The organism is bacterium, assembly GCA_023150945.1.
Lineage (GTDB): Bacteria > Zhuqueibacterota > Zhuqueibacteria > Zhuqueibacterales > Zhuqueibacteraceae > Coneutiohabitans.
This window is the reverse complement of record JAKLJX010000014.1, coordinates 30567-45757: the sequence shown is the minus strand read 5'-3', so window position 1 is coordinate 45757 and position 15191 is coordinate 30567. Positions and strand designations below refer to the sequence as shown.

At 59.8% G+C, this 15191-nt stretch carries 16 protein-coding genes; 14 read left to right on the top strand and 2 right to left on the bottom strand.

The window, feature by feature from the left end; all coding sequences use genetic code 11:
* Positions 1-57 precede the first annotated feature (57 nt).
* The 8 genes from L6R21_17805 to L6R21_17770 all read left to right on the top strand — a co-directional run bounded on the left by L6R21_17805 (position 58) and on the right by L6R21_17770 (position 6279).
* Positions 58-366, top strand: a complete 309-nt coding sequence (locus L6R21_17805) for a DUF2752 domain-containing protein (GenBank protein ID MCK6561055.1) — start codon at positions 58-60, stop codon at positions 364-366.
* Between the two features lie 20 nt (positions 367-386).
* Positions 387-740 (top strand): NINE protein, encoded by a 354-nt coding sequence (locus L6R21_17800; protein MCK6561054.1) that lies wholly within the window; start codon positions 387-389, stop codon positions 738-740.
* A gap of 26 nt (positions 741-766) precedes the next feature.
* Entirely contained in the window at positions 767-1240 is a 474-nt protein-coding gene (locus L6R21_17795) for an acyl-CoA thioesterase (protein MCK6561053.1), read from the top strand.
* A gap of 468 nt (positions 1241-1708) precedes the next feature.
* Entirely contained in the window at positions 1709-2077 is a 369-nt protein-coding gene (locus tag L6R21_17790) for a hypothetical protein (GenBank protein MCK6561052.1), read from the top strand.
* Positions 2078-2134: 57 nt separating this feature from the next.
* The gene (locus L6R21_17785; protein MCK6561051.1) at positions 2135-2902 is read left to right on the top strand and encodes a dienelactone hydrolase family protein; all 768 of its coding nucleotides are present in this window, start codon (positions 2135-2137) and stop codon (positions 2900-2902) included.
* Positions 2903-3421: 519 nt separating this feature from the next.
* Positions 3422-4585, top strand: coding sequence for a Re/Si-specific NAD(P)(+) transhydrogenase subunit alpha (locus tag L6R21_17780; protein ID MCK6561050.1), 1164 nt, complete (start codon positions 3422-3424; stop codon positions 4583-4585).
* Complete coding sequence (locus L6R21_17775) at positions 4582-4881, top strand: NAD(P) transhydrogenase subunit alpha (protein MCK6561049.1); 300 nt, start codon at positions 4582-4584, stop codon at positions 4879-4881. Before L6R21_17780 ends, L6R21_17775 begins: the two co-directional genes overlap by 4 nt.
* A gap of 18 nt (positions 4882-4899) precedes the next feature.
* Positions 4900-6279 (top strand): NAD(P)(+) transhydrogenase (Re/Si-specific) subunit beta, encoded by a 1380-nt coding sequence (locus L6R21_17770; GenBank protein MCK6561048.1) that lies wholly within the window; start codon positions 4900-4902, stop codon positions 6277-6279.
* Positions 6280-6437: 158 nt separating this feature from the next.
* On the opposite strand, the gene L6R21_17765 is transcribed toward L6R21_17770, so the two are convergent.
* Both L6R21_17765 and L6R21_17760 read right to left on the bottom strand, forming a co-directional pair.
* Positions 6438-6854: a hypothetical protein gene (locus L6R21_17765; GenBank protein ID MCK6561047.1), complete on the bottom strand. Its 417-nt coding sequence runs from the start codon at positions 6852-6854 to the stop codon at positions 6438-6440.
* Between the two features lie 239 nt (positions 6855-7093).
* The gene (locus L6R21_17760; protein MCK6561046.1) at positions 7094-7240 is read right to left on the bottom strand and encodes a hypothetical protein; all 147 of its coding nucleotides are present in this window, start codon (positions 7238-7240) and stop codon (positions 7094-7096) included.
* 53 nt (positions 7241-7293) lie between these two features.
* On the opposite strand from L6R21_17760, the gene L6R21_17755 reads away from it, so the two are divergent.
* The 6 genes from L6R21_17755 (at position 7294) to dinB (ending at position 15073) form a co-directional block, all read left to right on the top strand.
* Entirely contained in the window at positions 7294-8904 is a 1611-nt protein-coding gene (locus L6R21_17755; protein ID MCK6561045.1) for a phosphoenolpyruvate carboxykinase, read from the top strand.
* 283 nt (positions 8905-9187) lie between these two features.
* Positions 9188-9781 (top strand): bifunctional pyr operon transcriptional regulator/uracil phosphoribosyltransferase PyrR, encoded by a 594-nt coding sequence (gene pyrR / locus L6R21_17750; protein MCK6561044.1) that lies wholly within the window; start codon positions 9188-9190, stop codon positions 9779-9781.
* 69 nt (positions 9782-9850) lie between these two features.
* Positions 9851-10801, top strand: a complete 951-nt coding sequence (locus tag L6R21_17745; protein ID MCK6561043.1) for an aspartate carbamoyltransferase catalytic subunit — start codon at positions 9851-9853, stop codon at positions 10799-10801.
* 71 nt (positions 10802-10872) lie between these two features.
* Positions 10873-12183: a dihydroorotase gene (locus L6R21_17740; GenBank protein ID MCK6561042.1), complete on the top strand. Its 1311-nt coding sequence runs from the start codon at positions 10873-10875 to the stop codon at positions 12181-12183.
* A 196-nt stretch (positions 12184-12379) separates the two neighbouring features.
* A complete protein-coding gene (locus tag L6R21_17735) occupies positions 12380-13240 on the top strand; it encodes a hypothetical protein (protein MCK6561041.1) in 861 nt (286 codons plus the stop codon).
* A 567-nt stretch (positions 13241-13807) separates the two neighbouring features.
* Positions 13808-15073, top strand: a complete 1266-nt coding sequence (gene dinB, locus L6R21_17730; protein MCK6561040.1) for a DNA polymerase IV — start codon at positions 13808-13810, stop codon at positions 15071-15073.
* Positions 15074-15191 lie beyond the last annotated feature (118 nt).

The window sequence follows — 15191 nt, the reverse complement described above, 5'->3', positions numbered from 1 at the left end:
GGGTAACCCTGAAAAATATAACAAGCGGTCTGTTACCTTTGCTTGGCGGTGAGCCGCATGCGCCATTGCAACTCGTTACGGCGTTTCCCCGGTGAAGCCTGCGTCTGGCTGGGGGGATTGCTTGCCCTCGCCTGCCTTGATCCCAATGACAACGGCGCGAGCCTGTGCCTTTTTCATCTTTTGGGAATCGACGCCTGCCCGGGATGCGGCTTGGGGCATTCGATTTCTTTCTTCCTGCGCGGCGAGTGGAGCAGCGCGTTGGCGGCTCATCCGCTCGGGCCGGCGGCAGTGCTCATTCTGCTTGGCCGGGTGCTGCGCTTGCTGTACGACTTTTTTCGGGTACCGCGATTCAGCCACAACTCATAAACTCAAAACGGAGGAGGAACATGGCCAGTGTCATGCAGTTGCTGCCTGAGCTTGACGGCGAGGAAATGGTGTATGTGCAGGGCTTGTTGAAAGATTGGGAGGAAAGGCCGGCCCAACAATTCGCCGCGATGTATCGCGCGCGCCGGAAGGATCCCCAGCTCATTTTGCTGACCACGCTGCTCGGTTTTGTGGGCATTGCCGGCGTCCAACGCTTCATTCTCGGTCACATCGGCATGGGCTTGCTTTACATTTTCACCGCCGGACTTTGTTTCATCGGCACCATCGTCGATTTGGTGAATTACGGGAAGTTGACGTTCACGCATAACGCGCAGGTTGCGCGCCAAGTCGACGCCATGATCAAAGCGTCGAGCTGACCTGCTTTGCGCGCGCACCAGCAACCATGAATCTGAGCGCCCACAACCCGCAGCAAGTTCCGGATACGCCACGGCAGCACGGGCGTTTTCGCGTGCAAGAATTCGTGCGCTGGGGCGATATCGATCAGGCCGGCATCATCTGCTACGGCGCGTATGTTCGCTTTTTCGAGATCGCCGAAACCGAGTTCTTTCGTGCGATTGGCCTGCCTTATTCCATCCTGTTTGACCGCTTTGATTTCTGGCTGCCGCGGGTCCAACTGCATTTCGAGTTTCACCGCCCGGCCCTGCTCGATGACTTGCTCGCAGTCGAGACCTGGGTCGGGCGGGTTGGCCGCACTTCCCTCCGTTTCGAGTTCTGCGTTCGCAACCTCGGCGGTGAAATCACGGCCGAAGGCTACGAAATCGTCGTAGCCATCAACCGCCGGAGTTTTCAGCCGATCGGCGTTCCGGAGGAACTGCTGGCAGCGCTGGCGCCCTATCGTGCTGACCTGGGCACCTGAATTCGTGAGAACCGGAAAGTCGCAAAGATCGCAAAGAAAGAGAACCTTCAGGATAGCTGGCAGCACCGGACATAGCTGTTTCAAACTGAGTTTCTGTGCGGCTTTAGTCTTATTCTGCAGTACTTCGCGAACTTGCCGTCCTCACGGCGAGAATTCGTGAATAATCCGGGTGCAACAAGATTCCCACACGCAGTATTTCCCACCGCCTCACGGCCACGATGGCCGAATTGCGCCGGTCATCAATTCTTCCCCCTGCAACCGCACGCGTTCATCTTGAGCCGGCCAGCGCCAAAGTTTCGTTAGGGGGTGCCGCAAAGGCCTGGGCCGTGCTGGATTTGAGCCGCTGCGCGAGGTGGAACACGTGTTTCCCTCACAGCCCGCCGGAATCCGGCGGCGGAAATTTTCTTTGACATTCGCGCGGTTTGTGGTTATCTTTTCCGCCGTCAACGGGAATTTATGGAGAACTGAATGCCCCGAAAACCTGTCGCCATCGTCCCCCAGGATCTGGTGCTGGTGCATATCGATCACAAACCAGCGTTCTTTGCGCGGGTGGAGGACATCAATCCCGACAGCAAACGCAACTGGTGGCAGGTGACGCTGTTCATCCTGGCATTGCCCATGAAAGTCGTCACATGGACGATTGACGACGATCAGATACGGGGAGCCGAATTCACCATGGGCGGCACGCCCGTGCGCCTCGAAAAAGTCATACCGCCGCCGGCCGCCGCTGCACCCGAGGAAACCCAACCGGAGGCGCAGGAGGCGCAGCCCAGCCGTGTGCGGCCTATCGAGCACAAGCAGGCCCGCATCCTGGCTTTCAAGAAAATGGTGGACTAGCTCCGCGTCATCCCCCGGGGAGGTGTTCATGAATTCCTTACGGTGCATGAGGGAGAGATGAGAGCTTCTGGTGTTGCGCTGGCGACGCTCGTCACGCTGACCTCGGCGGCGCTGGTTTACCACCGCGCCAACACGGCAGTGGAGATGCAACGCGTTTCGTACAAAAGCGGAGCGGACACCGTGCAGGCGGTGGTGACCCTGCCGGAAGGCCAGGGCCCGTTTCCCGCGGTGATTGTCATTCATGAATGGTGGGGTTTGAACAATTGGGTGGAGGCAAACGCGAGGAAACTCGCGCAGCAGGGCTATCTCACGCTGGCCATTGATCTCTATCGTGGTGCTATCGCCGAATCGCCGGAGATGGCGCACGAGTTGAGCCGTGGTCTGCCGGAAGACCGCGCCCTACGTGACCTCCAGGCTGCCTTCAACTATCTCAGTACCCGCCCGGACGTCGAACGTACCCGCATTGCCACCCTCGGCTGGTGCATGGGTGGCAGTTATTCCCTCCAAGCTGCAGCCCGCATCCCCGACCTGGCCGCCTGTGTCGTCTTCTATGGCCGCTTGATTACCGATGAAGAGCTGATTGCGCAGATCAATGCGCCTGTGCTCGGCATCTTCGGCGGCAAAGACAAGGGCATTCCCGTCAAAACCGTGCGCGTCTTCGAAAAGGAGTGCAATCGGCTCGGCAAAGAGGTGAGTATTCACGTGTATCCTCGGGCGGGCCATGCGTTCATGAATGAGAACAACAAGGACAATTACAGCGAGAAAGACGCCGCCGACGCGTGGGAGAAAACCATTGCCTTCCTGGCGGATTATTTGAAGAAGTAGTCGCGACCAATTTGACAACCATGGCCTGCCGGAACTCGGTGTGCCGCGCTCCGGCCTGCAAACCCACCCGCCACCCCCCGGGCGGGTTTGTTCATTTTGTCGGAACGACCTCATGAGAACGATGCCAAAATCCTCCCTCCTCCACTAACTTCACGCCTGCGCGAAGGGGTCTTTTCAACGGCATCTCTCCATCTCGATCGCTTGTGCCGCTGCGTCTGATCTCTTGCACCGCGCGGTGAAAGCTGCCTGCCAGGCTTGTTTTTATGCCGGTGTGGAAAATCACGCAGCCTGAGAGGAGAGGAGGATTCGGCAGGGGTCACGCAATGAGCCGCCGGGCAGTGGACGGCACGCCGTGGCGCCCGCGCCCGACCAGCGCACCTTGGCTGTTGCGCATCAAAATCGTCGAGATAAATCTTGAACCACATGTGAACCGCAAAGCGCGTTGCGCCCGGCCGGCAATTTCTGCCTGCCGCCGCGGCCACCCCGGCTTTGCCAGATGCCAGCAAGGAGGAAAGTGATTTGAAGATCGGAATCCCCAAAGAGGTTTATGCAAGCGAGACCCGCGTTGCGCTGATCCCCGCCCTGATCGGACCACTGAAAAAGAAGCAGCATGAAGTTTTGGTCGAGGCCGGCGCCGGTGTCGCGGCCTCGTTTTCGGATGATCAGTTCCAGGCCGCCGGCGCGACCATCGTGGCGGGCGCGGTGGAGTTGTATCGCGCCAGCCAGGTGATTCTCAAGGTGCAGCCGCCGCAAAAGCATCCGGAGGCCGGCAAGCATGAAGTTGAGCTGATGGCCAAGGGCGCGGCCTTGATCGCGTTCCTGGATCCGCTCACGCAGCCTGCAACCATCGCGCTGCTCGCCGAGCGCGGCGTGACGAGCTTTGCCATGGAATACATTCCGCGCATCACGCGGGCGCAGAGCATGGATGCGTTGAGCTCGATGGCAACGGTGGCGGGCTACAAAGCCGTGCTGATCGCGGCGCACCATCTCGGCAAGTTCTTCCCGTTGTTGATGACGGCGGCGGGCACCATCCCGCCGGCGACGGTGTTGATTTTGGGCGCGGGCGTGGCCGGCCTGCAGGCGATTGCCACGGCGCGGCGCTTGGGCGCAAAGGTCGAAGCCTTTGATCCGCGGCCGGCGGTGAAGGAACAAGTCATGAGCTTGGGCGCCCATTTTGTTGAAATGGAAGTGCCCAAGGATGTCGAAACCGCGGGCGGCTATGCCAGGGAACAGTCGGAGGAGTTTCTGCGCCAAGAGCGCGAAGCGATTGCCGCGCGGCTGCCCAAAGTCGATGCCGTCATCACGACGGCGCAGGTGTTTGGCAAGCGCGCGCCGCTGCTGCTCACCGACGAGATGGTCAAACGCATGCGTCCGGGCAGTGTGATCATCGATCTCGCCGCAGGACAGGGCGGCAATTGCACGCTCACCCGGCCGCGGGAAACGGTGGTGCAAAACGGTGTGACGATCTTCGGCACCGTCAATCTCGCGGCAACGGTGCCGGTGCACGCCAGTCAGATGTACGCCAAGAACATTACGAATCTCTTCCTGCATCTCTATCAGGCGGCCGATGGCACGCTCAATTTCCAAGACGAGATTACCCAGGGCGCATGCCTCACCCATCAGGGCGCCATCGTCAACGAGCAGGTGAAACAGGCGGTGACCAGCGGAGGAAGCAAAAGATGAGTGAAACCCTGATTGTTTCGATTTATGTTTTCGTGCTCGCCACGTTCGTGGGCGTGGAGGTGATCAGCAAAGTGCCGCCGTTGCTGCACACGCCGCTGATGTCAGGCTCCAACGCCATTTCCGGCATCACGCTGGTGGGCTCGTTGATCGCGGCCGGCGAAGGCCATGGCGGACTGAGCGTCTTCCTGGGCATGTTTGCCGTGATCATGGCGGCCATCAACGTCGTCGGCGGTTTTCTGGTGACCGACCGCATGCTGAAGATGTTCAAAAAAGACCAACCGAAGCGCGCAGACTAACGTGAGGGCGAATAGAATATGAATGTGATCGTCAAGCTCAGCTATTTGGTGGCCTCGGTTCTGTTCATTTTGGGATTGAAACTGCTCAGCTCGCCGAAGACCGCGCGCCGCGGCAACCTGTACGGCGCGCTCGGCATGTTGATCGCCATCGTGGTGACGTTGACGGATCAAAAGATCATCGACTTCACCTATATTCTCGCCGGGTTGCTGATTGGCGCGGCCATCGGCCTCTGGCTCGCGCTGCGCGTGCAAATGACCGCCATGCCGCAGATGGTGGGCGTGCTGAACGGCTTCGGCGGCGGCGCTTCGACCCTGGTGGCCTATGCTGAATATTTGCGCATGGGTGAAGCTGTGGGCGCCGCCAGCTACGACGTACTGGTGACCACCGTGCTCGGCCTGCTGATCGGCGCGGTGACTTTCGTGGGCAGCATGGTCGCGGCCGCCAAGCTGCAGGGCCTCATGCGCAGCGCGCCGATTCTGTATCCGATGCAGAAACAGATCAACGCCGCCATGCTGCTGGCGGTGGTAGTGCTGGGCGCGCTGTTCGTGCAGGATCCGTCGCGCAATTACACCCTGATTGCCATCATCGCCATTTCTGTCGTGCTGGGCGTCACCAGCGTTATTCCGATCGGCGGTGCCGACATGCCGGTGGTGATCTCGTTGATGAATTCCTACTCCGGTCTCGCCGGCGCGATGACCGGCTTCATTCTTTCCAACGACGTGCTGATCATCAGCGGCACGCTGGTGGGCACCTCCGGCATCATTTTGACCGACATCATGTGCAAGGCGATGAACCGCTCGCTGGGCAACGTGCTGTTTGCCGGCGTCGGCGCGGATTATCAAGCCACGGCCACCCAGACGGAAAAGCGCACCGTGGTGCGCTATACCGCGGAGGATGCCGCCATGATTTTCGACAGCGCGCAATCGGTCATCATCGTGCCGGGCTATGGCCTGGCGGTGGCGCAGGCGCAGCATGTCCTGCATGAGATGGCGAAGATCTTAATGGAACGCGGGGTCACGGTGCGCTATGCCATCCACCCGGTGGCCGGCCGCATGCCGGGCCACATGAACGTGCTGCTGGCGGAAGCCAACGTGCCCTATGATCTGCTGCTGGAAATGGAACAGATCAACGATGATTTTCAGAACACCGATGTCGCCCTGGTGATCGGCGCCAACGATGTCATCAACCCGGCGGCGCGCACCAAGAAAGACAGCCCGCTCTACGGCATGCCGATCCTCAACGTCGATCAGGCCCGCACGGTGATGATCGTCAAGCGCAGCCTGGGATCCGGCTTTGCCGGCGAAGACAACGAGTTGTTCTACGATCAGAAGACCATGATGCTGTTCGGCGACGCCAAACAAATGGTGACCGAACTGTTGAGGGTGCTGAAGGTATGAGGCAGGGCCGGCTGGCACTGGTGCGCAGCGCAGCCCACTGTTGCTGAACGCGGCCGGATCAGAAATCACCAATTGGCAGTAGCAACCCAACAGAGGCGGGCTTTCCCTCTGTTGGGTTTTTCTATTCACATTTTTGCCGGGAACCAGGCTGGCGGCGGTTAGAGGCCCACCGCCAACGCCATGCCGATCCGTTCGAACCACACACATAGCGTTGACACAGTGAAGCGGCGATGCTCATAGACCAGCATGAGATGTGAGCGCCGGCCGTCGTACATCGGCTGCAGTGCGAGGTTGAACGGCAAAGCGGCGTGTGCGCCCACCGGAAAGTTGAATCCGCCCTCCCATTCCGAATAATTCACACTCGCGTAAACCGCGAGCGGCGTGCGCGGGAGCTGCTTGGCGGCTGTGAGATAGTAACTCTGCTTGCCTGCCGGCGAGCCGATGCGATCCGAGCTGGTGCCCAGAAACAGCGCCGGGCGGCGGTGCGTTTCGGTAAGCCAGTACCACGTCAGCAGCGGCGTCAATTCTTCCGCTGCCGGATTCACTTCGACGCCGATTTGCAGATTGTGCCGCACGCGGCAGTTGCCGGTGATTCGCCAGCGCGGCCGCGCCAGTTCGGTGTCGACGTAACGCGCGGAAAAAGTCCATTGCGATTCCAGGCCGCTCCCACGGAGCGGTGCACCCTCGCCGGGTCAGCCGCTTCAAGTGGGCGCTTGCGCCACCGGCCGGGGACGCTTGGGTTTCTCTGTTTGTTCCTGCGCCGCGAGGGCGAAGGCCCACAGCAGCAACAGCCAGAGCCACAGACGAGACACGATCATGACTGCACCTCCTGGACGGCAATATCCGGCGGCAGCGGTTTTTTCACAAGCACAATTTTACTGGCGGGCAGGCTGCCTGCCGGACGCCGCCGTGCCCTTGCGAAGAAAATGTGCTTTCCTTTCTGTGATAAAATGAATATCATGTTGCCCTCTTGAGCCTTCCCCATCAGCTTAACAACCCAGTGAGGAGATTCCCATGTCTGCCACCGATCCCTACCGCAGCGTGCATGGCCTGGAAATGCACGGCATTCATCATGCCAATCATGAGTATTGGAATTTGACGACCGCGGCATTGTATGAAGAGGCAATTTTGCGGCGCGAGGGGGTGGTTGCCCATCTCGGGCCATTTGTCGCGCGCACCGGCCATCACACCGGCCGCTCGCCGAATGACAAGTACATCGTGAAGGAACCCTCGAGCGAGAAGAACATCTGGTGGGGCAAAGTAAATCGCTCTTTCGATCCCGAACGGTTCGAGGGCCTCTACCGGCGCATGTGCTCCTACTTGCAGGGCAAGGATCTTTTCATTCAGGACTGCTTCGGTGGCGCCGATCCCCATTATCGCCTGCCCATTCGCATCATCACTGAAACCGCCTGGCACAGCCTGTTTGCCCGCAATTTGTTCGTGCGCGCGCAAGTGGAGGAGCTGGCAACCCACCAGCCGGAATTCACCGTCATCAATGCCCCGCGCTTTCACGCCATTCCAGAAGTGGACGGTACCAATTCCGAAGTGTTCATCATCGTGAATTTTGCCCAACGGGTGGTGGTGATCGGCGGCACCAGCTATGCCGGCGAAATCAAGAAATCGATTTTTACCATTCTCAACTACATCTTGCCGTTGAAGGAAGTGCTTTCCATGCACTGCTCGGCCAACATCGGCCGCAACGGCGACACGGCACTGTTTTTCGGGCTCTCCGGCACCGGCAAAACCACGCTGTCGGCAGATCCGAACCGCCGGCTGATCGGCGATGATGAGCACGGCTGGAGCCACGCCGGCGTCTTCAATTTCGAAGGAGGCTGCTACGCCAAGGTCATCCGCCTGTCGGAAGAGGCCGAGCCGGAAATTTATGAAACCACGCGGCGTTTCGGCACGATTCTCGAAAACGTCACCTTCGAGCCGCACACCCGCCGCCTCGATTTGAACGACGCCTCGTTGACCGAAAACACGCGCGGCGCTTATCCCATCGGCTACATTCCCAATCATGAACCCAGCGGCATGGGCGGCCATCCCCGCAACATCATCATGCTGACCGCCGATGCCTTCGGCGTCATGCCGCCCATCGCGAAGTTGACGTCGGAACAGGCCATGTATCATTTTCTTTCCGGCTACACCGCCAAAGTGGCGGGCACCGAGAAAGGCCTTGGCAAGGAACCGCAGGCGACGTTCAGCACCTGTTTCGGCGCACCCTTCATGGCGCTGCACCCGACGGTGTATGCCAAAATGCTGGGCGAGAAAATCGCGAAACACCAGGTCAATTGCTGGCTGGTGAACACCGGCTGGACCGGCGGGCCGTTTGGCACCGGCACGCGCATGAAGATTGCCTACACGCGCGCGATGGTGTCGGCGGCGCTCGACGGCCGGCTGGCGCCAGTGCCCACCGAACCGGATCCGATTTTTGGTCTGCAAATTCCCGCTTCCTGTCCCGAAGTGCCCACCGAGGTGCTGCAGCCGCGTAACACCTGGGCGGACGGTAATGCCTACGATGACAAGGCCCGCCATCTCGCCGGCCTTTTTCACAAGAACTTCGAGCAGTTCGCGGCTGAAGTCACGCCGCAAATTGCAGCCGCCGGGCCGCTGGCGGGAAGGTAGAAATTTCGCGCGGTGCGGAGAGTTTACTTTTTTCTGAGCCGTTGCAGATGCCGCTGCGGCAAGCATTGCGCCGACTGAAACCAAAGCCGGCTACGGCGGCAAAATCCGCGCGAAAATCCCCTTGACTGGTGGGCAAAAATATTGTATCATCGGTCACGATGAAATCGCGTATGAAGCCTTGGTCCAATCTCTCAATCGTTGCCAACGCCTGAGGTGATCGGAGAGGCTTTTTTTATGCCCAAAGCAAACGCCTGAGCGCTGCCGACCAAACCGAAGCTTGCCTATGCCCGCGACCGCACCGCACATCAAGATCAAAGGGGAAATCATGGATGCCATCGGGTTGAACCGTACGCTCTCCCGCCTGGCGCATGAGATCCTCGAGTCCAACCGCGGCGTTGACAACCTGGTGGTGGTCGGCATCCGCACGCGCGGCGTGCAACTGGCCGAGCGCTTGCTCGAAAAGATCGAGAGTTTCGAAGGCCGCAAACTGCCGCTCGGCTCGCTGGACGTCACCCTTTACCGGGATGACCTTGCCTACCGGCAGCAGGCCTTGCTCAGCCGCATGAAACAGCCGCGCATCCAGGCCACCGACATTCCCTTCGATCTCGACGGCAAAGTCGTCATTCTGGTGGACGACGTGATCTACACCGGCCGCACCATCCGCGCGGCAATGGATGCGCTGATGGATTTCGGCCGGCCGGCGAAGATCCGGTTGGCGGTGATGATCGACCGCGGCCATCGCGAGTTGCCCATCCGGCCGGATTTTGTCGGCAAGGAGATCGTGACGACGCCGGGAGAGGAAATCAGAGTTCAACTCGCAAACGTGGATGGAGTCGATGGTGTACTCTTGGTCGAGGTTACACAAGCACAGACCTGATCTCAACAACATGGCGCGCAGCTCACCGCGGAGGCGATCAGGAAGCCATTTTGCAGTGAGGGTGCTGCCATGATTGTTTCGAAACATTTGTTAGGGCTGGCCGGTGTTCGGCGCGAGGAAATTTCCCTTATTCTACAAACCGCGCAATTCTTCAAAGAAGTTCTCAGCCGTCCCATTCCCAAAGTTCCCACCCTTCGCGGCAAAACCGTCGTCAATCTCTTCTTCGAAAATTCCACCCGCACCCGCATTTCTTTCGAACTGGCAGAAAAGCGCCTCTCCGCCGACTCGGTCAGCTTCAGCGCTTCCGGCTCCTCGGTGGCGAAAGGCGAAACGCTGCTCGACACCGTGCGCAATCTCGAAGCGATGAAGATCGACATGATTGTGATTCGCCATCACGCTTCGGGCGCGCCGCATTTTTTGGCGACGATGATCGATGCCGGCGTCATCAACGCCGGCGACGGACGGCACGAGCACCCGACGCAGGCGCTGCTCGATATGATGACCTTGCTCGACAAATTCGGCACACTCGAAGGCTTGAAAGTCGCGATCATCGGTGACGTGGCGCACAGCCGGGTGGCGCGCAGCAACATTCACGGCCTGCGCGCCATGGGTGCCAAAGTGGCGTTGTGCGGCCCCGCCACCCTGCTGCCGCGCGCGCCCCGCGAAGCCTTCGGCAATGACATCGAAATCTTCACCAACGTCGATGACGCCATCCGCTGGGCCGACGCGCTCAACGTGCTGCGCCTGCAACTGGAACGCCAGGCCAGCGGCCTGCTGCCCTCGATTCGCGAATACGCCAACTACTTCGGCGTCACCCGCCGGCGGCTGGAAGCGGCCAAGCGCGACGTGGTCATCATGCACCCCGGGCCGATCAATCGCGGCGTGGAATTGGAAAGCGACCTCGCCGATAGTGAATTCTCGGTGATTCTCGACCAGGTTACCAACGGCGTGGCGGTGCGCATGGCAGTATTGTACCTCAAGAGCGGCGGCGATCTCGAAGTTGCCAACGGCGCTGCTTAAAGCGCAGCAACAGAAATCCCATACGCCGCATTGGCCGTGATCAAATCACCATCTTGCATGAGTCTTGACCTATGTCCCGATCGATCATCTCACAGCCCTGCCCGCATCTGCTCCTGCGCGGTGCACGCGTCGTTGACCCGGGTGCGGGAATCGACCAAACGCTCGACGTGCTGATTGAAGACGGCGTGATCAAACAGGTGGCGCCGCAAATTCCAGCGCCCGACAATTTCGAAATGATCAATGCCGCCGGACTCGTGCTCACGCCGGGCTGGTTTGACCTGCACGTCCATTTTCGCGAGCCGGGACGTGAAGATGAAGAAACCGTGCTCACCGGTTGTGCGGCGGCGCTGGCCGGCGGCTTCACCGGCGTTTGTCCGATGCCCAACACTTCCCCCGCGACCGACAAAGCCGAGATCGTCAAATCGATCATCGCGCAAAGCCGGCAAACGATGGTGGACGTGCATCCGATCGCGGCCGCGACCAAAGGCCGCGAAGGCAAGGAACCCACCGAAATCGCCGAGCTGGTCGATGCCGGCGCCGTGGCGTTCTCGGATGATGGTTGTTCGGTGCGCACTGCGGAACTGGTGCGGCGCGTGATGGAATACGCCGGCATGTATCAGAAACCGCTCATCGAACACGCCGAAGATGAAAGCCTGTGCCTCAAGGGCGCGATGAACGAGGGCGTGATTGCCACCAAGCTCGGCCTGTCCGGCCTGCCGACGATCGCGGAAGACATCATCGTGGCGCGCGACGTTTTAATCGCCGAATATACCGGCGGCCGCTTGCACATCGCGCATATTTCATCGAAAGGCGCGATTGAGCTGGTGCGCCGGGCCAAGGCGGCCGGCGTGCAGGTCACTTGTGAAGTCACCCCGCATCATTTCAGCCTTTCCCATGAGGCGGTGATCGGCTTTGAGACCAACACCAAGATGAATCCGCCGCTGCGCTCCCCTGCCGACGTCGAAGCCGTGATCGCCGGTTTGCAAGACGGCACGATCGACGCCATTGCGACGGATCATGCGCCGCATTCCTCCGAAGAGAAAAACGTCGAGTACCCGGCCGCGCCGTTCGGCGTCATCGGCCTCGAAACCGCCATGGGCTTGATCATTAGCCGCCTGGTGCTGACCAAGAAGCTCTCGCTCTCCCAGGCGGTCGCAAAAGTCACCGTCGCGCCACGCCGGATTCTCAACCTGCCGCCGGCGGAGATCAAGGCGGGCCAGACGGCCAATCTCACGGTGTTTTCCATCGAAAAAAAATGGGTGGTGGACAAAACGAAGTTTTATTCGAAATCGCGCAACACGCCGTTTGACGGCTGGCAGTTGGCGGGCAAAGTGTTCGGCGTTTACCACAAAGGCCAGTGGTGGGCCAGCCCGGATTTTTGAGAGGCGGTTGCGCGGCCGGCGAGGTTTTGTCCCGGCCTTTGTTTTGATGAATGTGACTGTTGCACTGGTTTGTGAGTGTGCCGTTCCCGCCCAATTGCGACCCCCTTCTCGGTATAACAGCCAGAGAGATCAACGAAAAACACAATTCCCGCTTGCGCCGAAGAGCATCTTTGATTAGGCAGAGGGAGGATGAGGCATGTGGTGGAAAGTCATTGCAGTTTTGCTCGTCGTTCTGGTGTTCGTTATTGTAGCGGTAATCCTCTACGGCCTCAACCGCTGGCAATCAGATACGAGCGACCTGCATGCGCGAATGGCAGCGGCACGTGTGCCGATTGCCCCAACCTCGTATGATCCCCGCGAATTGGAGGGACTGCCTGCGCCGGTTCAGCGTTATTTCCGTACTGTTTTGAAAGAGGGGCAGCCGTTGGTTGCAGCGGTCCGCATTGAACACGCCGGCACCTTCAATCTGAGCGAGGCCGGAGAGCAATGGAAGCCGTTCAGTTCAACTCAGCGTGTCATCATCCAGCGTCCAGGTTTTGTTTGGGATGCTCGCATCGGTATGGCGCCGGGAATGACCGTTCACGTCCATGATGCCTATGTTGCCGGTGAGGGTGTCCTGACCGCAAAGCTATTCGGGCTTTTGACCGTGATGAAACAGCCCAGCACGCCAGAATTGGCACATGGCGAGTTGATGCGCTTTTTCGCTGAAGCGGCGTGGTACCCCACAGCGCTTCTTCCAAGTCAGGGTGTGGTTTGGGAAGCAATTGATGGCGCACGAGCCAGCGGGACACTTACCGATGGAACAGCGACAGTCAAGCTGGTGTTTCAGTTCGATGCTCAAGGGCTCATCAGTTCAGTGCGTTCGGAAGGTCGATACCGCGAAGTGGATGGGGTGCAGGTTGCGGCCCCTTGGCAAGGTCGCTATTGGGGATATGAAGTGCAAGATGGCATGTTGGTTCCCCTAGATGGTGAAGTGGAATGGTTGCTGCCCGACGGGGCAAAGCCATACTGGCGCGGACGGATTCAGCGAATCCAGTACGAAGTGAATAACAGATGAGCAAGAGAGATTGACAGGAAATGCTCCACCTGGGCTAGACAGAGGATGACCCGGCGGAGCAATCCGACTCAAGTTCTTGGGGATCATCCCAGTCGTGTAGAAGTAAATATCACGCAGCTCGTGGAATTGTGGGCGCATACCAGCATTTCCAATCAAGGCCTGCTGCTGGTTTCGCATCGCCGGCAGGTTGACAAGGCGCTACACCTCGGTCAGGTTGTTCTGTCAGCGGAACCGCGCGCCTCCGCCACGATCTTCTCCACGGCGCTTGACTGAGGGCAAAGCAGGGTGCGGTGTTCACGATGCTTCACCCGGCGCATTCGCGGGTCAAGGCCAATGGCTGGTGGCCAAGCCCAAGTTCTATTCCAAATCGCGCAACACGCCGTTTGACGGCTGGCAGTTGGCGGGCAAAGTGTTCGGCGTTTACCACAAAGGCCAGTGGTGGGCCAGTCCGGAGTTTTGACCTCAAACCGCTTGCGATTCACTGCCGAATGTTTTACTCTTGCTCCGCTGCTCTGATGCCGCACCGGCATGGGTGGCAGCGTGAACCGCTGAGCAGGAGTCTCACCCGTGAATTCCCCTGGCCCACAGCCTTCTCCGCCCCGCTTCATTCTGCACGTGGACATGGACGCCTTTTATGCCGCGATCGAGGAGTTGGATCACCCGCCTTATCGCGGCAAGCCGTTGGTGGTGGGCGCAGATCCCAAGGGCGGCAGAGGCCGCGGCGTGGTCGCCACCGCCAACTATCTCGCCCGCACCTACGGCATCCGTTCCGCCATGCCGATTTCCACCGCTTATCGCCTGTGCCCGCACGCGATCTATGTTCCCGGCCGGCCGCAGCGCTACGCCGAAGTCTCCCATCTCGTGATGGCCATCCTTTCCGACTACTCACCGCAATTGCTGCAAATCAGCATCGATGAAGCCTTTCTCGACGTCACGCATACTCATCATGCCTACGGCAGCGCGCAAGCGCTCGCCGGGCATCTCAAGCAGCGCATCAAGCAGGAAGCCGGGTTGACCGCTTCCGTGGGCATGGCGAGCAACATGTTCATTGCCAAAGTCGCCTCTGATTTGCAAAAACCCGACGGCTTGACGATTTGTCCGCCCGGCCAGGAGAGGGAATTTCTCGCGCCGCTGGCGGTGGCAAAACTCTGGGGCGTGGGGCCCAAAACCGAGAAGCGCCTGCGCGACTACGGCTTCGAGACCATCGGCCAGGTGGCGCAAGCGCCGCAGGAAAAGCTCGCGAGGATCTTCGGCCAGTGGGGCGCGCAATTGTGGAAGCTGGCGAACGGCATCGACCATCGCCCGGTGGAGGACTGGGGGCCGCGCAAGTCGATCAGCCAGGAATTCACATTCGATGAGGACGAGGCGGATTTGCAGGAGGTGGAGAAGAGGTTGTGGAAGATTGCGGATGATTTGAGCACCGACATGCGGCGCGAGCAACTGAAAGGCCGGGTGCTCACGCTCAAAATCCGGCTGGAGGGCTTTCTCACTTTTACCCGGCGCCAGACGCTGGGAAACTACACCAACGATGCCGCCGTGATGCGCGGCCTCGCGCTCGATCTGCTGCACCGGTTCGATCGTCAAGGCAAGAAGATCCGGCTGATCGGCATCGGTATGTCGCAACTCAACAACGTGGGCGGCGAGCAGTTGCAGTTGTTCGATGACACCACCCTGCCCCTGCACGCCAAAGTAGCGAGTGTGCTCGATGATTTGCGACGCAAATTCGGCGACGAGGCGGCGGCGCGCGCCAGTCTGGTCGGCGAACGCTCGCACCGCTTTCTCGGCCGCGAGGAGCTGCCCGATCGCAAAGCCGCGCCGGAAGAGCCGGATTAGCGTGTTTTTGCCAGCCTCCCTCTGCTGTCCGCCTGACTCGTGTCCGTCCGAAATCGCGGTCATTTGAACAAAGTGTTCCTGCAGCGGCTTGGCCGTTGCATTGAATACCTCGGCTCAG